This is a genomic window from Rhizobium sp. WSM1328, assembly GCF_057653715.1.
Genome location: NZ_CM172788.1, coordinates 3988830 through 4008939, shown reverse-complemented (window position 1 = coordinate 4008939; position 20110 = coordinate 3988830). Strand labels below are relative to the sequence as shown.

Sequence of the window (20110 nt, the reverse complement as noted above, 5' to 3'; positions counted from 1 at the left end):
AGCCGGAACGCGTCGCTGCGTCTTTGCGGTTCCAATTCCATCGATTTGCGGGCATGGTCTCGCGCGATGAGCACAGATTCGTCCGATCTCTTTGGCGCGCTTTTCGAGGCACCGCCCGCGAACCGAACGGTTCCCGTGCTGGTGCCGATGCCGGCGCCGAAACCCTATTCCTATTCGGTGCCGGATGGCATGGCGGTCGAGCCCGGCTCGGTCGTGCAGGTGCCGCTCGGGCCGCGGCAGGTGATCGGCGTCGTCTGGGACGGCGGCGAGGACGGCGTCGATCCAAAGAAGCTTCGGCCGATCAGCCATGTCTTCGATTGCCCGCCGCTTGCCAGGGAGATGCGGGATTTCATCGATTGGGTGGCGACCTATACGCTCTCGCCGCCCGGCCTCGTCGCCCGTATGGCGCTGCGGGCGCCGAACGCCTTCGAGCCGGAACCGATGGTGGAGGGGCTGAAGCTCGTCGGCGGCGAACCGGAGCGGATGACGCCGGCGCGCGCCCGGGTGCTCGATACCGCCTCCGACGGCTTTTCCTGGACACGCAGCGGCCTTGCGCATGCGGCGGGTGTCTCGACGAGTGTCGTCGACGGGCTAATCACGCTCGGCATTTTTGAGGCGATATTCCTGCCGCCGCCGCCGGTCGTTGCGATGCCGGATCCGGATTTCGCCGCCGCACGTCTCGAAGGGCCGCAGAAGCAGGCGGCAGAAGAGATCGTTGCCGATGTCCGCAAGGGCGAATTTTCGGTGTCGCTGATCGACGGGGTAACCGGCTCCGGCAAGACCGAGGTCTATTTCGAGGCGATTGCCGAGACGCTGAAACGCGGTAAGCAGGTGCTGATCCTGCTGCCGGAGATCGCGTTGACGGCCAGTTTCATGGAGCGCTTCCAGGACCGCTTCGGGGCAAAGCCTGCCGAATGGCATTCCGATCTTGCGCCGCGCATGCGTGAAAAGGTCTGGCGCCAGGCGGTGACCGGCGAAGTGCGGGTGGTGGCCGGCGCTCGCTCGGCGCTCTTCCTGCCCTTCGAGGATCTCGGCCTGATCATCGTCGACGAGGAACACGATCCCGCTTACAAGCAGGAGGATCGCGTCTTCTACAATGCTCGCGACATGGCCGTCGTGCGCGGCCGCATCGGTGATTTTCCCGTCATTCTGGTGTCGGCGACGCCGTCGGTCGAAAGCCAGGTCAACGGGCAGAGCGGACGCTACAGCACCGTCCACCTGCCGACGCGTTTCGGCGATGCGGCGATGCCGGACCTGCATCTGGTCGATATGCGCAGGCACGCGCCGGAGCGGGGCGGCTTCCTGTCGCCTGTGCTGATCCGGGCGATCGGCAAGACGGTGGACAAGCGCGAACAGGCGCTGCTGTTTCTCAACCGGCGCGGTTATGCGCCGCTGACGCTCTGCCGGGTCTGCGGCCATCGGTTCCAATGCCCGCAATGTTCGAGCTGGCTGGTCGAGCATCGTTTCCGCAAGCAGCTGCAATGCCATCAATGCGGCCATGCCGAGCGCACGCCCGAGGCATGCCCAGAATGCGGCACGCTCGACCATCTCGTCGCCTGCGGGCCAGGCGTCGAGCGCATCGCGGAGGAGGTGGAACGGCATTTTCCGGAGGCGCGGACGATCGTTCTCTCCTCGGATATCATGGGTGGGGTGAAGCGGCTGCGGCTGGAGCTGGAAGCGATCGCCAAGGGCGAGGCCGATATCGTTATCGGCACCCAGCTTGTGGCAAAGGGGCACAATTTTCCGCTGATGACGCTGGTCGGCATCGTCGATGCCGATCTCGGCCTTGCCAATGGCGACCCGCGCGCGGCCGAACGCACCTTCCAGCTCTTGTCGCAGGTGACGGGCCGGGCCGGGCGCACCGGCCTCAAGAGTCATGGGTTGCTGCAGACCTATCAGCCGCAGCATCCTGTCATGCAGGCAATTGTCTCCGGCGATTCCGACGCTTTCTACGAGCGCGAGATCACCGAACGCGAACGCGCCATATTGCCGCCTTTCGGTAGGCTGGCGTCGATCATCGTTTCGGCCGAAACCCGCCACGACGCAGAAAACCATGCGCGCGGCATGCGCAACGCCGCACCGCAGGTGTCAGGTATCTCGGTGCTCGGTCCGGCCGAAGCGCCGCTCGCGCTGGTGCGCGGCCGCCACCGCTTCCGTCTTTTGGTCCACGGCCGGCGGAACTCGGACATGCAGGGCTTTCTGCGGGCGATGCTCTCACAATCGCCCAAAGAGCGTGGATCGGTGCAGGTGCAGCTGGATATCGATCCGCAGAGTTTTCTCTAAATCAAATGAAGTCGCCATTTCCTCCTTTTTCGGCCCATGCCATAAAACACTGATTCATCCGGGTGATTTGGGGCTGATGCATGGAGTTTTACTTTCCGACCGAGCTTGGCGAGCAGCTTGCCTTTTGCTCCGCGGCTTTCACGGCGCTTGCCGGCTTCATCATGATGTTCGCGCCGGGCCATACTTTCCGTCTTCTCGGTCTGCAGGCGCAGGAGGGGCGGCCGGAAGGCTTCGGCGAGGGACGCTCGATGGGCGGTTTCTATCTCGGTTTCGGGCTGTCGGCGATCATGCTCGCCCAGGACTGGATCTACATGGCGCTCGGCGCCTCCTTCGCGATGGCGGCCTTCGCCCGTGTCATCTCGATTCTGTCCGATAAGGGGAGTAATCTCGTCAACTATTTACTCCTGGTTGTGCAGATCGCTTTGGCCGCGCTACCGCTGCTCTACGTTTTCGGCTTCACCCAGACGTGACTCTTACTGCCGGCAGACGGCTTCTTCGGCCTGCTTTCAGGCCATTGCGCGATTTTGCAGACAGAAATTCATGCGAAAGGCGTATTCGGGCATTACGCGTGTTGCGAGTCCGAACATCCTATGTTAGACGGACCCCGAATTTCGGAAGAAGCAAGAGGCTTCTCTTGTGATTTCTGGGGGAAATCAAAACGAATTCAAGATCATAGGTTCGGCGCCCGCCGAGAGCCGGATTTTGGGTTGAAATCAGGGAAATTTGTGCCAGTGGCAGACACGTCCCAGCTTACTTCTGGTGTTGCCGAACGCTATGCCTCGTCGCTTTTCGAACTGGCGCTCGAGCAGGGCGCCGTCGACAGCGTCACCGCCGATCTTGATCATTTCCAGGCTATGCTGGATGAGAGCGCCGATCTGAAGCGCTTCGTCGCAAGCCCGGTTTTTTCCGCTGAAGACCAGCTGAAGGCGATCGTCGCCATCAGCGAGAAGGCCGGTATCAGCGGTTTCTTCGCCAATTTTCTGAAGGTCGTGGCGCGCAACCGCCGCCTGTTCGCCCTGCCGGGCATGATCAAGGCCTTCCGCATCATCGCCGCGAACCATCGCGGTGAAATCTCCGCCGAGGTCACCTCGGCGCATGCGCTTTCGCAAGCGCAGGAAACCGAATTGAAGGTGGCACTCAAGAGCGTTACCGGCAAAGACGTGACGATTGCCGTCACGGTTGATCCGTCAATTCTTGGTGGCCTGATCGTGAAGGTCGGGTCCCGTCAGATTGATACGTCTCTTCGTACCAAACTCTCTACCCTTAAGCTCGCATTGAAAGAGGTTGGCTGATGGATATCCGCGCCGCGGAAATTTCCGCAATTCTCAAAGACCAGATTAAAAATTTCGGCAAAGAGGCAGAAGTCTCGGAAGTCGGCCAGGTTCTCTCCGTCGGTGACGGTATCGCTCGTGTCTACGGTCTGGACAATGTCCAGGCCGGTGAAATGGTCGAGTTCCCGGGCGGCATCCGCGGCATGGCCCTGAACCTCGAATCCGACAATGTCGGCGTCGTCATCTTCGGCTCCGACCGTGACATCAAGGAAGGCGACACCGTCAAGCGGACCGGCGCCATCGTTGACGTTCCAGTTGGTCCGGAACTGCTCGGCCGCGTCGTCGACGCGCTCGGCAATCCGATCGACGGCAAGGGCCCGATCAACGCGACGCGCCGTTCGCGCGTCGACGTCAAGGCTCCCGGCATCATTCCGCGCAAGTCGGTTCATGAGCCGATGTCGACCGGCCTCAAGGCCATCGACGCGCTGATCCCGGTCGGCCGCGGCCAGCGCGAGCTGGTCATCGGCGACCGCCAGACCGGCAAGACTGCGATCCTTCTCGATGCCTTCCTCAACCAGAAGGCCATTCACGACAACGGTCCGGAAGGCGAAAAGCTTTACTGCGTCTACGTCGCCGTCGGCCAGAAGCGTTCGACCGTCGCCCAGTTCGTCAAGGTGCTCGAAGAGCGCGGCGCACTGAAGTATTCGATCATCGTTGCCGCCACCGCTTCCGATCCGGCGCCGATGCAGTTTCTGGCGCCGTTTGCCGGCTGCGCCATGGGCGAATATTTCCGTGACAACGGCATGCATGCGCTGATCGGCTACGACGACCTGTCCAAGCAGGCCGTGTCCTACCGCCAGATGTCGCTGCTGCTGCGCCGCCCGCCGGGCCGCGAAGCCTATCCGGGCGACGTTTTCTATCTGCACTCGCGCCTGCTCGAGCGCGCTGCGAAGATGAACGACGACAAGGGCGCCGGTTCGCTCACCGCTCTGCCGGTCATCGAAACGCAGGGCAACGACGTGTCGGCCTTCATTCCGACCAACGTGATCTCGATCACCGACGGCCAGATCTTCCTTGAAACCGACCTGTTCTACCAGGGTATCCGCCCGGCTGTGAACGTCGGTCTGTCGGTTTCCCGCGTCGGTTCGTCGGCGCAGATCAAGGCGATGAAGCAGGTTGCCGGCTCGATCAAGGGCGAACTCGCCCAGTATCGCGAAATGGCCGCCTTCGCCCAGTTCGGTTCGGACCTCGACGCTGCGACGCAGCGCCTGCTGAACCGCGGTGCACGCCTGACCGAACTCCTGAAGCAGCCGCAGTTCTCGCCGCTGAAGACGGAAGAGCAGGTCGCCGTGATCTTTGCTGGCGTCAACGGCTATCTCGATAAGCTGCCGGTCGCTTCGGTCGGCAAGTTCGAGCAGGGCTTCCTCTCATATCTGCGTTCGGAAGGCTCCGCCATCCTCGACGCGATCCGCACGGAAAAGGCAATCAGCGACGATACCAAGGGCAAGCTCAATGCTGCTCTGGATAGCTTCGCAAAGTCTTTCTCGTAATCAGGCCCTAAGTTAGGACGGATCACGGATGCCTTCACTTAAGGATCTGAAAAACCGGATCGCCTCCGTCAAGGCGACGCAGAAGATCACCAAGGCGATGAAAATGGTCGCCGCGGCGAAGCTTCGGCGTGCGCAGGAGGCGGCCGAGGCCGCCCGGCCTTATTCGCAGCGCATGGGTGTGGTTTTGGCGAACATCGCCAAGGCCGTCACCGATGCCGACGGCGCACCGACGCTGATGACCGGCACTGGCCAGGACAAGGTCCATCTGCTGGTGGTCTGCACGGCCGAACGCGGTCTTTGCGGCGGTTTCAACTCGCAGATCGCACGCTTTGCACGCGAACAGGTCCGCAAGCTGCTTGCCGAAGGCAAGACGGTGAAGATCTTCACCGTCGGCAAGAAGGGTCACGATATCCTTCGCCGCGAATTCGCCTCTCTGATCATCGAGCGCAAGGAATTGCGCGACGTCAAGCGGGTCGGCTTCGAGAATGCGGATCAGATCGGCAAGCGTATCATCGAGATGTATGCTGCCGGCGAGTTCGACGTCTGCACGCTGTTCTATTCCGAGTTCAAGTCGGTGATCAGTCAGATTCCGACGGCGCAGCAGCTCATCCCGGCTTCAACGGGAGCTGTGCAGGCCGAAGATGCCGCACATGCAGGCGCCGTCTACGAATACGAGCCGGATCCGGCATCGATCCTCGAAGATCTGATCCCGCGCAACATCTCGGTCCAGATCTTCCGCGCGCTCCTTGAGAACGTCGCAGGCGAGATGGGCGCCAAGATGAGCGCTATGGACAATGCGACGCGTAATGCCGGTGAGATGATCAACAAGCTGACGCTGAGCTACAACCGCCAGCGTCAGGCGCAGATCACCAAGGAACTCATTGAAATCATTTCGGGCGCGGAAGCGCTCTGAGGCTAGGAAAAGAGGGTCAGAAAATGGCTGAGGCAGCTACCCCCAAGATCGGCTCTGTCGGCAGAGTCACCCAGGTTATCGGCGCCGTCGTCGACGTTGCTTTCGAAGGCGAACTGCCGAAGATCCTGAACGCGCTGGAAACCAGCAACAACGGCAACCGCCTGGTTCTCGAAGTTGCGCAGCACCTTGGCGAAAACGTCGTCCGTACCATCGCGATGGACTCGAGCGAAGGTCTCGTCCGCGGTCAGGAAGTCGCCGATACCGGCGCTCCGATCATGGTCCCGGTCGGCAACGAGACGCTCGGCCGCATCATGAACGTCATCGGTGAGCCGGTCGACGAAGCCGGTCCGCTGGTTACCGCTCACAAGCGCTCCATCCACCAGGAGGCGCCGTCCTATGTCGAACAGTCGACGGAATCGCAGATTCTGGTGACCGGCATCAAGGTCGTCGATCTTCTGGCTCCCTATGCACGCGGCGGCAAGATCGGCCTCTTCGGCGGCGCCGGCGTCGGCAAGACCGTTCTGATCATGGAATTGATCAACAACGTCGCCAAGGCGCATGGTGGTTATTCGGTTTTCGCAGGCGTCGGTGAACGCACCCGCGAAGGCAACGACCTCTACCACGAAATGATCGAATCGAACGTCAACAAGCATGGCGGCGGCGAAGGCTCGAAGGCCGCGCTGGTTTACGGTCAGATGAACGAGCCGCCAGGCGCCCGCGCCCGCGTCGCCCTGACCGGCCTGACGGTTGCCGAACACTTCCGCGACCAGGGCCAGGACGTTCTGTTCTTCGTCGACAACATCTTCCGCTTCACGCAGGCAGGTTCCGAAGTGTCGGCTCTGCTCGGCCGTATCCCGTCGGCCGTCGGTTATCAGCCGACGCTGGCAACCGACATGGGCCAGATGCAGGAGCGCATCACCACGACGACGACCGGCTCGATCACCTCGGTTCAGGCCATTTACGTTCCGGCCGACGACTTGACCGACCCGGCGCCGGCAACCTCGTTTGCTCACCTTGACGCAACGACGGTTCTGTCGCGCTCGATCGCTGAAAAGGGCATCTACCCGGCGGTCGATCCGCTCGACTCCACGTCGCGCATGCTCGACCCGATGGTCGTCGGCGAAGAACATTACGACGTCGCCCGTAAGGTCCAGTCGACGCTGCAGCGTTACAAGGCCCTGCAGGACATCATCGCGATCCTTGGCATGGACGAATTGTCCGAAGAGGACAAGATTGCTGTCGCCCGCGCCCGCAAGATCGAGCGTTTCCTGTCGCAGCCGTTCTTCGTCGCCGAAGTCTTCACCGGTTCGCCGGGCAAGCTGGTTGCTCTCGAAGACACGATCAAGGGCTTCAAGGGCCTCGTCAACGGCGAATATGATCACCTGCCGGAAGCTGCCTTCTACATGGTCGGCTCGATGGAAGAAGCGGTCGAAAAGGCCAAGAAGCTCGCAGCTGCTTAATGAGCGATGCGCTAGACGAGATATTCTGCTGCGACTCCCTGAAAGGGGTCGTGGCGGATCTTCCGGAACCGGCAGCGCCGACCGTCTATCGCGCCGATAATGGCGTGCTGATGATGGTGGTGGGGCTGGTCCAGAGCGAGGAAGGCCTCGGTTATCTCGACCAAGCGATAATGCACTGCCCGTTCTGCGGGACTAAATTGCAAGATGCGAACGCCATAGCCGAGAAGGTAAGTCACTGATGGCTGACAATTTCAACTTTGAGCTCGTTTCGCCGGAGCGTCTGCTGCTGTCGGAGATGGTGACCGAGGTCGTCATCCCCGCGACTGAAGGCGAGATGACGGTCATGGCAAACCATGCGCCGACGATGACGACGATCAAACCGGGTGTCGTGAGCGTGCGTTCGGCCTCCGGCAAGAAGCAGGACTACGTCGTGTTCGGCGGTTTTGCCGATATCCTGCCGACCGGCTGCACATTGCTGGCCGAATCCGCGGTTCCGGTCGAGGAACTCCACAAGGACGAACTGACGCGCCGCATCGAGGCCGCCCGCAAGGAACTCGAACATGCCGAGTTGCACGAGCACAAGTCGAAGCTCGAGCACTTCATCATGGAACTGACGCACCTGCGCGGCGTCGTTCAACAGGATTGATTACAATCGGTAAGATCCATGAAACGCGGCCGCGATGGCCGCTTTTTTGTTTCTGCCTTTATCTGTCGATGTATGGAAAACAGCACTATCGGCCGAGTTGAAATTAAGCGGCGGCCGCAACAATTCAAAGGGCTAATGCGACCTTTGCGCGTCTGATAAGACGCGTGACGCTGCAGGGCGGCCTACCTCTGGTAGTGATGCCGGCTTCGTCTCAGAAGCCGGTTCCACCGCGCAGCTCGATGACGACCGTCTTGAACAGGATCTTCAGGTCGAGTAGCAGGCTGAAATTCCTGACATAATAGATATCGCAGGCGATGCGAGCGCGGGCTGCCAGGGGCCGCGCCGTCGGGCCGCGCCAGCCGCGCGTCTGCGCAAGGCCGGTGATGCCGGGGCGCATGATGTGGCGGTGGTGGTAGTCCGGCACCAGTTCCTCGTAGAGCCGACCGGCTGCCCGCATATTGATGGCGTGGCAGCGCGGGCCGACCAACGACATCTCACCCCTGAGAACGTTGAAAAGCTGCGGCAGCTCGTCGATATTGGTCTTGCGGAGCACCGAGCCGATGCCTGTCACCCGGCTGTCGCCCTTGACGGTCTGTTGAATGCCGCTCGGATCGCAAGCTTCCGCACGCATCGACCGGAACTTGAAGACCATGATCTTCCGGCCGTTCAGCCCCCAGCGGATCTGGCGGAAAAACACCGGACCGCCATCGTCGAGTTTGATGAAAAGAGCGATTACCAGAAAAAGCGGCGCCAGCACGATGAGGGCGCTGACTGAGGCGACGATGTCGATCAACCGCTTCACGCCCAGCCGCACAGCCATCTTTCTTTCGATAAGGGAAAAGCTATCCGGCTGGCGAATGTTGGAGTTCGCTATAACCAGGGTCTTGGTTTTGTCCTGACGCTGAGACGGATCGAAGCGTGGATTCGTCTTCGAAGTAAAAGCATTCATTACGCAAGGTCCACAAGTTTAGATGCGATACTGAACAGCAGGGAGACAAATACATGGTCAGGTATCGTTTGTCATCGGGATAAATAAGAATTTGATAACCCTAAAGACGCCAAAAATGGGAGTATTCCGCGTTAACCTTAACGCCTGTAGTTGCGTTTACGGGAAATTTATACTTTGAAAGGAGTAGCCCGATTGGGTTGACGAGATGTCAGCCGGCTTCCGAAATGGATCGCCGGCTTTTCCAGCAGCGCGTAGCTGAGGGTTGCGACCAGAAGGATGAGCGCTGCCGCCAATCCGCAAGACTGCAGCCAGCCAGTGACGACATTTTCCGAGGAAACGCCGAACGAACCCGGGTCGAGCCTCTGGATCAATATCAGGATGATCTCCTGCCAGATATAGATGCCGAAGGAGATCCTTGCGATGTAGCGGACAGGAGCGTTGTCAAGCAGCACGCCTAGGCGTTGTGAATGGCTGAGTGAGACGAGCGCCGTTGCGACTGCCAGTGGAAAGACCGGAAAACCGTAGGGGATTTCGAGCCAGCCGTAGGCTTCGGCGGAGCCGCCGGGCGATATGACGAGGCGGTAGGCGGCAATGGCGAGGGCGAGGAGCGCTGCGGCATCGAACCAGGAGGAGCGCCTTCTTGGCAGCATGACCTCGACGCCGGCGGCAAGCGCGCCGAGCGCGAAGACGGCGAAGAAGCCGATCGGGTTATATCTCGGCATCCACTCCTTAGCCCCGCCCTGCAGGCCATACTGCCAGCCGCGTCCGATGTCGTCGAGCGGAAGGAAGGTCAGGATCAGCACATGGGCGAGGAGTACGCCGGTGATGACGCAAAGCCAGGCGAAGCGGGCAAGCAACGGGCGCTGCCTCAGGAAAGGCAAACGAAACAGCACGAGAAAGCAGACCGGCAGGAGCACATAGCTGGTGACCTCGAAGGGAATGGACCAGAGCGGCCCGTCGGCTTCGACAGGAAACAAGGTGCGCCAATGCCATTGGCTCATGAACAGCAGCCCGGAGACGTAGCGGAGCACAAGCTCAGGCGTCAGCGGCAGAGCCAGCAGCGTTAGGCTGAGGGCGAAGCCGACGGTGGCGGCGAACCAGAAGCCCGGAGCGATGCGCGCCATCCTGCGTATCGTGTAATGCCGCAGGCTCGGCATGTCGCTGGCCGCGTCGAGCGCGCGCCAGAAGGGATAGGCAAGAAGAAAGCCGCTGAGCACGAAGAAGATGGCGACGCCGAAATTGCCGAAGCGGAGGATATTTGCGGCCGGTCCGAGTTCGTCGGGGATTCTGCGCATATCCAGCCGCAGCGCGAAGTGGTGGGCGAGCACCAGCAGACAGGCCGTCGCGCGCAGAAAGTCCGCTCCGGCCAGTCTCTCCTGTTGTCGCATCTTATCCCCCGCCCTGCCCAGAGCATGATGCCGAAAAGTGTGAGCGGTTTTCGGACGACATCATGCTCCGGGGTCTCGGACTTTGCAGCGGAAAGTCACGACGGGCAAGGCAGGCGTTGGGCTCAGTCGAGAAGTTCGTTGGTATAATAGGTGGAAAAGTCCGGCTTCTCCTTGAGTGCGGCGCCATTCGCATCGACCAGAATACCATTCTCGATCAGGAAGCCACCCAGGGCCTCGGCCTTTGCCGGGTCGAGCTTACCGATCACACCGGCCTCGGATTTCAGGAAGTGGCCCTCGATCAATGCCTTCTGAGAAGCCTTTACCAGTTCCGTATTCATCAGTGCGCCGTTGCTTCCAGAGATCAACAGGTCGCAGGCTTCGTCGGGATGGTCGACGGAGTAGGCATAACCCTTTCGTGTCGCCTGGATGAAGGCGCGGGCGTGGTCCCGACTTGCGGAGAGATAGGCGTCGCTGGAGACGATGACCGTCGTCTGCTCGTCGGGAATGCCATAATCGGAATAGTGGAAGCGGCCGATCTTGCGGTTTTCCAGTTCGGCAGCGATGCCTTCCCAGGTGTAGATCTCCAGCGTGAAATCGATCGAGCCATTGTCCAGCGCCTCGTAAGCGGAGGTGCCGAGGGTGACGGTCTTGACGTCGCCTTTGCCGCCGTCATTGCGGATCATCGCCGAGATCAGCGCGCTCTCCCAGGTGCCACCAAAGCCGCCATAGGTCTTGCCGTCGAGGTCTTTCGGGCTCTTGATGTCGTCGCGTCCGCCCTTGAAGATCAGGCGTGCGGTTTCCGTCTGGACGACGCCGTAGACCATCTTCACGTCACCGCCGCCAGCGCGTTGCGTCAGCGTCTCGATCTCGCTGCTGATGCCGAAATCGGCAACGCCGTTCGACACCAGCGTTCCGGCGCTGGTATCGGTGAAGGGAAGAATCTCGACATCGAGCCCGGCATCGGCATAGAAGCCCTTCGCCTTGGCGACATAGATGCCGATATGGTTGGTGTTGGGCGTCCAGTCGAGCGCGATGCGAACCTTTGCGGGCGCCGATTGGGCAAAGGCAGTGCGGCCGGCGACGCTTGCCGCGATGGCGGCGAAGATCGTCTGGCGACGGGTGAGAAGCAGCATGGTGACCTCCTCAGGTCTCTAGAGCATGATGCCGAAAAGTGTGAGCGTTTTCGGACGACATCATGCTCTAACTCTTTAAATTAGAACAGGATTCAGATTTTAGGCCGACCGACCTAAAATCATCCTGTTCTAGCGGATGAAGCAGGGTTTGCAGGATTTCGGTTTCGATCGCCTGGGCCGCCGGCGAGCCGAGATCGGCGATGCTTCTCGGACGGGGCAGGGGAACGCGGAATTCACGGATAATACGCGCTGGACGGGCCGAAAGCACGTAGATCCGGTCGGAGAGGAACACGGCCTCGCGAACATCATGGGTGATCAGCAGCGCCGTCCAGCGGTGCTCGGTCCACATGCCCTGCAGCCATTCCTGGATCTGCGTACGCGTCAGCGCGTCGAGGGCGCCGAAAGGCTCGTCGAGCAGCAGCATGTCCTGGGTCTGGACGACGGTGCGCAGCAGCGCGGCGCGCTGGCGCATGCCGCCTGACAGCGCGGAGGGATAGTGTTGCTCGAAGCCTGCAAGGCCGAAGCGCTCGAACAGCGGCGCGACAGCGGCGCGGGCCGCGCGACGGCTCATGCCTTTCACTTCGAGACCGAGTGCTGCATTGTCGATGATCCGGCGCCAGGGCATCAGCGCATCGCGTTGCGGCATGAAGGCGAAGGAATGCGGCGCCTGTTCCAGCGGCGCGCCTTTGAAAAGCATGGTGCCGGAATCGGGCCGAAGCGCCTGGGTCAGCAGTCGCAGCACCGTCGATTTTCCGGAGCCGGATGGGCCAACGATCGAAACGAACTCGCCGCTTGCGACAGCGAGTGAAATGTCGTCCAGCACCTTCATGCCATCGAAGGACTTCGAGATGTTGCTGAGTTCAACCATTGCATCGCTCATCGGCGCTGCTCCCCGGATGGCTGCCAGGGCATAACGAGGCGCTGGATCATCAGCGTCAACCCGAAGAGGCAGAGTGTCAGCACGGCGCTGACGATGACGGCGGCGAGCACGAGATCGGGACGGAAGTTGTTCTTGGCGTTGAGGATATAGATGCCGAGGCCGCGGGCGGCACCGGCATATTCGGCAAAGATCGCGCCGACGACGGCATAGGTGATCGAGATCCGCAGGCCGGCGAAGAAATAGGGCAGCGAGGAGGGAAGCCGTGCCAGACGGAAAATGCGCCAGCGGCTCGCCTTCATCGAATACAGCAATTCGGCGATGTCGCGGTCAGTCGATTCATAGCCCTGCAGCAAGGCGACGAGCAGCGGGAAGAAGGTGACGAGCGCCACCAGCAGGATCTTCGGCAACAGGCCGAAGCCGAACCAAAGGACGACGAGGGGGGCGATCGCCACCAGCGGCAGGGTCTGGCTGGCGATGAAGACCGGCAGCAATGCCCGGCGCATGAAGGGCACGAAATCCATGAGGATCGAGGCGGCGAAGGCGAAGGCCAGCGACAGGGCGAAACCACCGAGTGTCGCGCCGAGCGTCGGCCAGGTATTGGCAATCAGTCCCTCGCGGTTCAGCCAGCCCTGCATGACGATGCGCGAAGGCGCCGGCAGGATGGACGGTTTGATGCCGGAGAGATCGACATAGAGTTCCCATGCCGCCAAAAAAACGCAGCCGGCGAGCAAGGCGGGTATGCCCCGGTAGAGAGCGGCGCGGAGCGCGGCAAGGCGCGAATCCGATGGTTGTGGCAGTGTCATCAGCGTTCGTTTCAGGCTTTCGTCGGGCACTGCATAATTCCTGAATTCGGAATCGATTTAAGGATAAAATATGCAGCAATTTAAAGTGTTACAGCGTCCTTGGCGCGTCTGAAAAGACGCGCGGCGCTGTATTGGCGGACACTGTGATGTCGAGCGTCACATGTCCCTCGGGGTCGCCGAAGCGAAGGAAGGCCTCACGAATGGTGGAGAAGACCGCGCCGGCGTCGCCAGAGAGCCTGGTGCAGAAATTCTTGGCACGGTCGAAGGTGCCGGAGCGCTTCAGGAAGTCGATGCAGCCGTAGATCTCGTCCATATGGGTACCGGTTCCCATGACGTAGAGCGAGAATTGCGCAGCGGTCGGCTGTCCGGTCTCGGCGGTGGTTTCAACCGCGGCAAGTGCGGCTGTTATACGCTCGGCAAGCGGCTCCGCCTGGCCGAGGGAGGGGTTGACGCCGCAGATGGCGTCGTCGGGCTCGCCGGGGCAGCCGCGTGAAATCGCAGCGGACAGCACGCAATGCTCGCCGGTCTTTGCGGCAGCGACGAAAAGGTCGTGCATGGCGGCGAAGAGAATGTCAGGCGGGCCGACCAGCAGTGTGGAAATGTCATCGGTCTCGATGCGCAGCCGGTCGCGATAGGGATCGAGCGCCGTGACGGCATCGAGAATGATGCCGACGAAATTGTCGGACATCGGATAGAGTGACACTTGTGCGCCTGAGAACATCTGAACCTCGCTCCGCTGGCATTACCCAGATCAGCTTTGAAGGGTCCAGAGGCTTGCGCCTCACATCTCAGCCCCGGCAATACGGAGCCCCCCTGTTATTTGCGCGGAAACTATCACCGGGGTTTTCTCCCCGCAACCGCAAAATTGCGAACCCGTCCGTGCGGTCGGAATGAACCGGATGTGACGGAAAACACCCGGGCGGAGGATCTGCCCGGGTGTTCCCAATGGTTCCGTACCTGCCGGGAACGGAACCGGAGCTTTCTGGCTCAGGCGGCTAGCGCATAACCCCGAAAATCGGAATCGATTTTCGGAAAGGATTATGAGCAGATTCAAAGTGATAGAGCGTCCTTAGCGTGTCTGAAAAGACGCGCGGCGCTCTATGTCGGCATAGGGACGATTGCTGCGGGCGGTGACGAGCGCCTGCGTCCACCATTCCAGCCTCGCCATCATCCGATCGAGCAAACGCATTCCATCGGCGGGATTATCGAGTCGTCCGTCTGGATCGAAGCGGTTCCAAGGTGCGGCAAAGCTGACCGAATCACGGATGGTGACGGCGTGCAGTTCGGCGAAGACCAGCCGCAGCTGTTCGACGGCGCGCAGGCCGCCGGATATGCCGCCATAGGAAACGAAGGCGACCGGCTTGCCCTGCCAGGGCTCGAAGAAGAAATCGATGATCGATTTCAACGGGGCGGTGAAGCTGTGATTATATTCCGGCGTGACGATGATGAAGGCGTCGGCCATGCCAAGCCGTCCGGCGAGCCTGTCGACTTCTAGGTGCGTCACATCGCGGTTGGCCGGCAGCGCGAAGTCGAGCGGGTCGATGATGTCGATATCAAACTGCGGGAAGCGGAGGAGCTCCTGCGTCAGCCATTTGACCACCCGGTCGCAGATGCGGCCCTCTCTCGTGCTTCCGTAGATGACAGCCAGCCTGGTGGGTGTTTGCATGCGTCGCTCCTTGTTGCGATTGGACTTTACGATTGCAGGAGCAAGGGTTATAAAACCTCAACTAATCTTGAGGTCAAGAGGCGATGGATACAATTCCGGCAGCGCCGCTCGGCAAGCTCCTGACGGTCGGCGAAGTGGCGGCGCGCAGCGGCCTGGCCGTCTCGGCGCTGCATTTTTACGAGACCAAGGGGCTGATCTCGAGCATCCGCTCCCGCGGCAATCAGCGGCGCTATGGGCGCGATGTGCTTCGCCGGCTCGGCATCATCAAGGTGGCGCAGCGTGTCGGCATTCCGCTTTTGGAAATCCAGGCGGCGTTCGAGTCCCTGCCGCAGGGACGCACGCCGACCGTGGCCGACTGGCAGACGCTGTCGGCGCTGTGGAAGGATGATCTCGACGCGCGAATCAGGCGGCTTAGCCTGCTGCGCGACCGTCTGACCGGCTGCATCGGCTGCGGCTGCCTGTCGATCGAAAGCTGTCCGTTGCGCAATCCCTGTGACCGGCTCGGCAAGGAAGGGCCGGGCGCGCGACTTCTGGAGGCCGAAAACTAGTCTTCCGCCGGAAGGTACGTCTTTCCGGAAAGATCGATGCGCGCCTTCCTTTCGGTCGGCGCGCTCATATGTTAAGGGCGAATGACACAACCGGCGGCACTGTCCGCGAGGAGGACGGCTTCGTGTTCCATCCCAGACTGTTCGAAAATCGCAATGTTGTGGTGACCGGCGCCGGCCGCGGCATCGGCCTTGAAGTGGCCCGGCAGTTCCTGGACTGCGGCGCGAAGGTGATCGTCCATACCGGGCGCAAGCCGGGACGCGACCTGCCGGATTTCCTGCTGACGGCTGAATCCGAAAGACGGGCGCTGCTGCTTAATGCCGATTTCTCTGCAGTCGGTGGCGCAGCGCAATTTGCCGAGGATACTCTCGCCTTCTTCGATAAGGTCGATGTGCTCGTCAACAATGCCGGCACCATGCTTGGTCGTTTTCCCGCCGCCACACTCACCGACGCAGAATATGAGGCGGTCGTGCGGCTCAACCAGACATCGGTGGTGGCGCTGACGCGGGCGCTGCTGCCGGCATTGAAGGCGGCCGAGGGCGCTGCCATCGTCAACACGGTTTCGATTTCGGCGCTGACCGGCGGCAGCCCCGGTTCCTCGATCTATTCGGCTTCGAAAGCCTTCGTTGCGACCTATTCCAAGGCGCTTGCCCGTGAGCTTGCACCGGACGGAATCCGCGTCAATTGCGTGTCGCCAGGCACGATCGAGACGGATTTCCATGAGCGCTATTCCTCGCGCGAAAAGCTGGAGCAGACGAGAAAATCCATCCCCCTGCAGCGGCTCGGCACGGCGGAGGATTGTGCTCCGGCCTACCTATTCCTGGCGGCTCCCTCGCTCTCGGGCTACATCACCGGACAGGTGATCGAGATCAATGGAGGTCAGCTTATCTGCTGATTTGTTTGGACTTTTTTTGACATTTCATCACTTTTGACCAATTCGCTTGTGCGAATATGCTATTGTGCTGATCTACCTCATTGCCTACCTTCCGAGATACCGAATGCCGTTGCCCAAACCCGAGCCGGGGATGACCGGCCAGGAATTGCACACACTCGCTGGAAAAGCCCACGAAGCGAGCGATCTGCTGAAAGCGTTAGCGCACCAGACCCGACTTCTGATCCTCTGCATATTGGCGAACGAGGAGCGGACGGTGGGTGAGATCGAAAATATCCTCGGCATCCAGCAGGCAATGGTCTCGCAGCAGCTGGCGCGGTTAAGGCTAGAAGGCCTGGTCCATACGCGCCGCCAGGGCAGGCTGGTCTATTACAGCATCGGCAATGTCAGCGTGCTTGCCTTCCTCGAATCGCTGTTCGATCTTTTTCCGGTTGCAGAAAACAGTTAGAGCATGATGCCGAAAAGTGTGCGCGGTTTACGGACGACATCATGCTCTATTTCTTTGATTTAGATCAGGATTCAGATTTTAGGCCGATCGGGCCTAAAATCATCCTGATCTAGAGATCGCCCTTGCAGAGCACGGCTGCTGCGTCAAAGATGAACTGACCCGGATGATGTCATGCCGGATCGGGAGACCGGATGATCGACAAGCTGGAATTCTTCATCGCCCTTGCCAATGAAAAGCATTTTGGCCGCGCCGCGGAGGAGTGCGGGATCTCGCAGCCTACGCTTTCGGCCGCCATCCGGCAGCTCGAGGATCAGCTCGGCGTCATGCTGGTGCAGCGCGGCTCGCGGTTCCAGGGGCTGACGCCGGAGGGGCAGCGTGTGCTCGAATGGGCCCGGCGCATCGTCGGCGATGCCCGCACCATGCGCGAGGAGATGCGCGCCGCGCGCCGCGGCCTTTCCGGCCACATTCGCCTCGCCGCCATTCCGACCGCGCTTGCCATGCTGTCGCGCATCACCACGCCCTTTCAGGAGCGGCACCCCGGCGTGACCTTCTCGATCGTCTCGCGGAATTCGCTGCAGGTGCTGAGCATGCTTGAAAACCTCGAAATCGATGCCGGCATCACCTATCTCGAAAACGAGCCGCTCGGCCGGGTCACGACCGTTCCCCTCTATGCCGAGCGCTATAATCTGATCACGGCTGCCGGCAGCCCGCTATCTGATCGCGACAACGTGACCTGGCGGGAGATCGGCGACCTTCGGCTTTGTCTATTGACTGCCGACATGCAGAACCGCCGCATCATCAACCGCCACTTGACGGAAGCAGGCGCCACAGCGCATCCGACGCTCGAATCCAACTCGATGATCGTGCTGTTCTCGCATGTCAGGACCGGACGCTGGGCGAGCATCATGCCGCGCAACGTTGCAAAATCCTTCGGATTTCCAGTGGAAATCCGCATGATCCCGATCGTCGAGCCAGAGGCGCATCATCTGGTCGGCCTTGTTGCGCCTTATCGCGAGCCCTTCACGCCGCTTGTCTCGGCTTTGCTGCATGAAGCGAGAGTGCTCGTGCAAGATGAAGAACTTTGATAGAAAAAACCTATCAAGCAACGAGATAGCTTTATTGATCGCCGGCTGCTTCCCTGAGATGGTGGTTACGGAATAGCACTCGGCTGGGGGAGGCCCGCTATTTCGCAACGAGCAAGCCGCCGGGAGGGCTGCCTTATGACCATTCATATCGCCGAAGGCGATATTGCAGCACGCACCCGAGCCATCATCGCCGATCTTCGCTTTCTCGAAGGGCCGCTGCTTCCCATTCTGCACGAGGTTCAGCAAGAATTCGGCTATGTGCCGCAGGAGGCCATGCCTGTTATTGCGGAGGAATTGAACCTCTCCCGCGCCGAGGTGCATGGCGTGGTGACCTTCTATCACGATTATCGCGACCATCCCGCCGGCCGGCATGTGCTGAAGCTCTGTCGCGCTGAAGCCTGTCAGTCGATGGGCGGCGATGCGCTGGCCGAACGTGTCAAGGCGCTGCTCGGCATCGATTTTCATCAGACGACGCTCGATGGCGGCGTGACGCTGGAGCCGGTCTACTGTCTCGGGCTCTGCGCCTGTGCGCCGGCGGTGATGCTCGACGGCGAGGTTTATGGCCGGGTCGACGATCAGACGGCGGCGGAACTCGTCGCGGAGGCACGCCGATGACGGTCAGGATATATGTTCCGCGCGATGCCGCAGCGCTGGCGCTCGGGGCCGAAAAGGTGGCAAAGGCGATTGCCCAGGAGATCGCCGCCCGCGGCTTCGATGCCGAGATCGTGCGCAACGGCTCGCGCGGAATGTTCTGGCTGGAGCCGTTGGTCGAGGTCGAGGTTGCCGGCAAGCGCATCGGCTACGGGTCGGTGAAGGCGAAGGATGTGCCTGATCTGTTCGATGCCGGGATGATTGATGGAGGCGAGCATCGGCTCTGTCTCGGGGAGGTTGAAGACCTCCCGTTCCTCAAGGAACAGACCCGCCTGACCTTCGCCCGCTGCGGCGTCACCGATCCGCTTTCGCTGGGCGATTACGAGGCGCATGGCGGTCTTGCCGGCCTTCGCCGCGCCGTTTCGATGACACCAGTCGATATCGTCAAGGAAATCACCGATTCCGGCTTGCGCGGACGCGGCGGTGCCGGCTTTCCCACCGGCATCAAGTGGAAGACCGTTCTCGAGGCCGCCGGCGAACGCAAATATATCGTTTGTAATGCCGATGAGGGCGACAGCGGCACCTTTGCCGACCGGATGATCATGGAGGGCGATCCCTTCGTGTTGATCGAGGGCATGGCGATATCAGGGCTCGCGACCGGGGCGACCAAGGGTTTCGTCTATACGCGTTCGGAATATCCGCATGCGATCGCTGTCATGACCGAGGCCGTCGGCATCGCGCGCGAGGCCGGCATTCTCGGACCATCGGTGCTCGGCTCCGGCCACACCTTCGATATCGAGGTGCGCGCCGGCGCCGGCGCCTATGTCTGCGGCGAGGAGACGGCGCTGCTCAACAGTCTCGAAGGCAAGCGCGGCATCGTGCGTGCCAAGCCGCCGCTGCCGGCGCATAAGGGGTTGTTTAACTGTCCGACCGTCATCAACAATGTGATCTCGCTGGCTTCGGTGCCCGTTATCATGGAAAAGGGTGCGGCCTTTTATCGCGATTTCGGCATGGGCCGCTCACGCGGCACCATCCCACTGCAGATTGCCGGCAATGTCAGATATGGCGGCCTCTTTGAGACGGCCTTCGGTCTTTCGCTCGGAGATATCGTCGACAGGATTGGTGGCGGTACAGTGACGGGACGGCCGGTCAAGGCCGTGCAGGTCGGCGGACCGCTCGGCGCCTATTTCCCGCGGGCGCTGTTCGACACGCCATTCGATTACGAATCCTTCGCCGCCAAGGACGGCCTGATCGGCCATGCCGGCATCGTCGTCTTCGACGACACGGCCGATATGCTGAAGCAGGCGCGTTTCGCGATGGAATTCTGCGCCGTCGAAAGCTGCGGCAAGTGCACGCCCTGCCGCATCGGCTCGACGCGCGGCGTGGAGACGGCCGACAAGATCGCTCACGGTATCGAGCCGGAGAAGAACCGGGCGCTGCTTGCCGATCTCTGCAACACAATGAAGTTCGGCTCGCTCTGTGCGCTGGGTGGGTTCACGCCCTATCCTGTGATGAGCGCCATGACGCATTTCCCGGAGGATTTTTCGCCGGCACCTCTGGTGGAGGCGGCGGAATGACGCGTTTTTCATGGAACGCCTGCGCTGAC

General features: G+C 61.1%; 21 protein-coding genes and 1 riboswitch. Of the genes, 14 read left to right on the top strand and 7 right to left on the bottom strand.

The features are described from left to right. Positions 1-66 precede the first annotated feature (66 nt). The 8 genes from AC2444_RS19960 to AC2444_RS19925 all read left to right on the top strand — a co-directional run bounded on the left by AC2444_RS19960 (position 67) and on the right by AC2444_RS19925 (position 8123). Positions 67-2283 (top strand): primosomal protein N', encoded by a 2217-nt coding sequence (locus tag AC2444_RS19960; protein ID WP_012759253.1) that lies wholly within the window; start codon positions 67-69, stop codon positions 2281-2283. An 80-nt stretch (positions 2284-2363) separates the two neighbouring features. Beyond that, positions 2364-2753 carry an AGROH133_08824 family phage infection protein gene (locus tag AC2444_RS19955; protein WP_012759252.1) on the top strand — a complete coding sequence of 130 codons (390 nt, stop codon included), beginning with the start codon at positions 2364-2366 and terminating at the stop codon, positions 2751-2753. 255 nt (positions 2754-3008) lie between these two features. Beyond that, positions 3009-3575 (top strand): F0F1 ATP synthase subunit delta, encoded by a 567-nt coding sequence (locus AC2444_RS19950; protein WP_012759251.1) that lies wholly within the window; start codon positions 3009-3011, stop codon positions 3573-3575. Next, complete coding sequence (gene atpA, locus AC2444_RS19945; RefSeq protein WP_012759250.1) at positions 3575-5104, top strand: F0F1 ATP synthase subunit alpha; 1530 nt, start codon at positions 3575-3577, stop codon at positions 5102-5104. The genes AC2444_RS19950 and atpA overlap by 1 nt, the downstream gene beginning before the upstream one ends. Before the next feature lie 28 nt (positions 5105-5132). Beyond that, on the top strand, positions 5133-6017 hold the full coding sequence (locus AC2444_RS19940; protein ID WP_017995356.1) for a F0F1 ATP synthase subunit gamma: 885 nt from the start codon (positions 5133-5135) through the stop codon (positions 6015-6017). Positions 6018-6040: 23 nt separating this feature from the next. Further along, entirely contained in the window at positions 6041-7477 is a 1437-nt protein-coding gene (atpD, locus tag AC2444_RS19935) for a F0F1 ATP synthase subunit beta (protein WP_012759248.1), read from the top strand. Then, positions 7477-7716: a hypothetical protein gene (locus tag AC2444_RS19930; protein WP_012759247.1), complete on the top strand. Its 240-nt coding sequence runs from the start codon at positions 7477-7479 to the stop codon at positions 7714-7716. Before atpD ends, AC2444_RS19930 begins: the two co-directional genes overlap by 1 nt. Further along, the gene (locus tag AC2444_RS19925; protein WP_012759246.1) at positions 7716-8123 is read left to right on the top strand and encodes a F0F1 ATP synthase subunit epsilon; all 408 of its coding nucleotides are present in this window, start codon (positions 7716-7718) and stop codon (positions 8121-8123) included. The genes AC2444_RS19930 and AC2444_RS19925 overlap by 1 nt, the downstream gene beginning before the upstream one ends. Before the next feature lie 211 nt (positions 8124-8334). Here AC2444_RS19925 and AC2444_RS19920 read toward each other — a convergent pair whose 3' ends face one another. The 7 genes from AC2444_RS19920 to AC2444_RS19890 all read right to left on the bottom strand — a co-directional run bounded on the left by AC2444_RS19920 (position 8335) and on the right by AC2444_RS19890 (position 14942). After that, a complete protein-coding gene (locus AC2444_RS19920) occupies positions 8335-9072 on the bottom strand; it encodes a sugar transferase (protein WP_012759245.1) in 738 nt (245 codons plus the stop codon). 167 nt (positions 9073-9239) lie between these two features. After that, positions 9240-10460, bottom strand: coding sequence for an acyltransferase family protein (locus AC2444_RS19915; RefSeq protein ID WP_012759244.1), 1221 nt, complete (start codon positions 10458-10460; stop codon positions 9240-9242). 122 nt (positions 10461-10582) lie between these two features. Continuing rightward, complete coding sequence (locus AC2444_RS19910; RefSeq protein WP_012759243.1) at positions 10583-11593, bottom strand: ABC transporter substrate-binding protein; 1011 nt, start codon at positions 11591-11593, stop codon at positions 10583-10585. Positions 11594-11660: 67 nt separating this feature from the next. Next, positions 11661-12473 (bottom strand): ABC transporter ATP-binding protein, encoded by an 813-nt coding sequence (locus tag AC2444_RS19905; protein WP_012759242.1) that lies wholly within the window; start codon positions 12471-12473, stop codon positions 11661-11663. Next, positions 12470-13276, bottom strand: coding sequence for an ABC transporter permease (locus AC2444_RS19900; RefSeq protein WP_026157492.1), 807 nt, complete (start codon positions 13274-13276; stop codon positions 12470-12472). Before AC2444_RS19900 ends, AC2444_RS19905 begins: the two co-directional genes overlap by 4 nt. 88 nt (positions 13277-13364) lie before the next feature. Further along, a complete protein-coding gene (locus AC2444_RS19895; protein ID WP_012759240.1) occupies positions 13365-13997 on the bottom strand; it encodes a YkoF family thiamine/hydroxymethylpyrimidine-binding protein in 633 nt (210 codons plus the stop codon). Then, positions 13988-14101: riboswitch (TPP riboswitch) on the bottom strand. Its footprint overlaps the gene before it by 10 nt. A 244-nt stretch (positions 14102-14345) precedes the next feature. Further along, positions 14346-14942 (bottom strand): NADPH-dependent FMN reductase, encoded by a 597-nt coding sequence (locus tag AC2444_RS19890; protein WP_012759239.1) that lies wholly within the window; start codon positions 14940-14942, stop codon positions 14346-14348. Between the two features lie 83 nt (positions 14943-15025). Between AC2444_RS19890 and soxR the strand changes: the two genes are divergently transcribed. From soxR to AC2444_RS19860, 6 genes are all read left to right on the top strand, one after another. Then, positions 15026-15490, top strand: a complete 465-nt coding sequence (gene soxR / locus AC2444_RS19885) for a redox-sensitive transcriptional activator SoxR (RefSeq protein WP_012759238.1) — start codon at positions 15026-15028, stop codon at positions 15488-15490. Positions 15491-15612: 122 nt separating this feature from the next. Further along, positions 15613-16383 (top strand): SDR family NAD(P)-dependent oxidoreductase, encoded by a 771-nt coding sequence (locus AC2444_RS19880; protein ID WP_041935698.1) that lies wholly within the window; start codon positions 15613-15615, stop codon positions 16381-16383. 103 nt (positions 16384-16486) lie between these two features. After that, positions 16487-16828: an ArsR/SmtB family transcription factor gene (locus AC2444_RS19875; protein ID WP_012759236.1), complete on the top strand. Its 342-nt coding sequence runs from the start codon at positions 16487-16489 to the stop codon at positions 16826-16828. A gap of 191 nt (positions 16829-17019) precedes the next feature. Beyond that, on the top strand, positions 17020-17913 hold the full coding sequence (locus AC2444_RS19870) for a LysR family transcriptional regulator (protein WP_003543441.1): 894 nt from the start codon (positions 17020-17022) through the stop codon (positions 17911-17913). A 135-nt stretch (positions 17914-18048) separates the two neighbouring features. Then, positions 18049-18528 (top strand): formate dehydrogenase subunit gamma, encoded by a 480-nt coding sequence (locus AC2444_RS19865; RefSeq protein WP_012759235.1) that lies wholly within the window; start codon positions 18049-18051, stop codon positions 18526-18528. Continuing rightward, entirely contained in the window at positions 18525-20081 is a 1557-nt protein-coding gene (locus AC2444_RS19860) for a formate dehydrogenase beta subunit (protein ID WP_012759234.1), read from the top strand. Before AC2444_RS19865 ends, AC2444_RS19860 begins: the two co-directional genes overlap by 4 nt. Positions 20082-20110: the final 29 nt, after the last annotated feature.

Excerpts from the sequence above, each read along its gene's own strand:
- AC2444_RS19875 (WP_012759236.1), top strand. The coding sequence starts at position 16,487 with ATGCCGTTGCCCAAACCCGAGCCGGGGATGACCGGCCAGGAATTGCAC.
- AC2444_RS19960 (WP_012759253.1), top strand. The coding sequence starts at position 67 with ATGAGCACAGATTCGTCCGATCTCTTTGGCGCGCTTTTCGAGGCACCG.
- AC2444_RS19930 (WP_012759247.1), top strand. The coding sequence starts at position 7,477 with ATGAGCGATGCGCTAGACGAGATATTCTGCTGCGACTCCCTGAAAGGG.
- AC2444_RS19895 (WP_012759240.1), bottom strand. The coding sequence starts at position 13,997 with ATGTTCTCAGGCGCACAAGTGTCACTCTATCCGATGTCCGACAATTTC.
- AC2444_RS19940 (WP_017995356.1), top strand. The coding sequence starts at position 5,133 with ATGCCTTCACTTAAGGATCTGAAAAACCGGATCGCCTCCGTCAAGGCG.
- AC2444_RS19860 (WP_012759234.1), top strand. The coding sequence starts at position 18,525 with ATGACGGTCAGGATATATGTTCCGCGCGATGCCGCAGCGCTGGCGCTC.
- AC2444_RS19865 (WP_012759235.1), top strand. The coding sequence starts at position 18,049 with ATGACCATTCATATCGCCGAAGGCGATATTGCAGCACGCACCCGAGCC.
- AC2444_RS19915 (WP_012759244.1), bottom strand. The coding sequence starts at position 10,460 with ATGCGACAACAGGAGAGACTGGCCGGAGCGGACTTTCTGCGCGCGACG.
- AC2444_RS19920 (WP_012759245.1), bottom strand. The coding sequence starts at position 9,072 with ATGAATGCTTTTACTTCGAAGACGAATCCACGCTTCGATCCGTCTCAG.
- atpD (WP_012759248.1), top strand. The coding sequence starts at position 6,041 with ATGGCTGAGGCAGCTACCCCCAAGATCGGCTCTGTCGGCAGAGTCACC.
- atpA (WP_012759250.1), top strand. The coding sequence starts at position 3,575 with ATGGATATCCGCGCCGCGGAAATTTCCGCAATTCTCAAAGACCAGATT.
- AC2444_RS19890 (WP_012759239.1), bottom strand. The coding sequence starts at position 14,942 with ATGCAAACACCCACCAGGCTGGCTGTCATCTACGGAAGCACGAGAGAG.
- AC2444_RS19905 (WP_012759242.1), bottom strand. The coding sequence starts at position 12,473 with ATGAGCGATGCAATGGTTGAACTCAGCAACATCTCGAAGTCCTTCGAT.
- AC2444_RS19910 (WP_012759243.1), bottom strand. The coding sequence starts at position 11,593 with ATGCTGCTTCTCACCCGTCGCCAGACGATCTTCGCCGCCATCGCGGCA.
- AC2444_RS19925 (WP_012759246.1), top strand. The coding sequence starts at position 7,716 with ATGGCTGACAATTTCAACTTTGAGCTCGTTTCGCCGGAGCGTCTGCTG.
- AC2444_RS19955 (WP_012759252.1), top strand. The coding sequence starts at position 2,364 with ATGGAGTTTTACTTTCCGACCGAGCTTGGCGAGCAGCTTGCCTTTTGC.
- AC2444_RS19900 (WP_026157492.1), bottom strand. The coding sequence starts at position 13,276 with ATGACACTGCCACAACCATCGGATTCGCGCCTTGCCGCGCTCCGCGCC.
- AC2444_RS19870 (WP_003543441.1), top strand. The coding sequence starts at position 17,020 with ATGATCGACAAGCTGGAATTCTTCATCGCCCTTGCCAATGAAAAGCAT.
- soxR (WP_012759238.1), top strand. The coding sequence starts at position 15,026 with ATGGATACAATTCCGGCAGCGCCGCTCGGCAAGCTCCTGACGGTCGGC.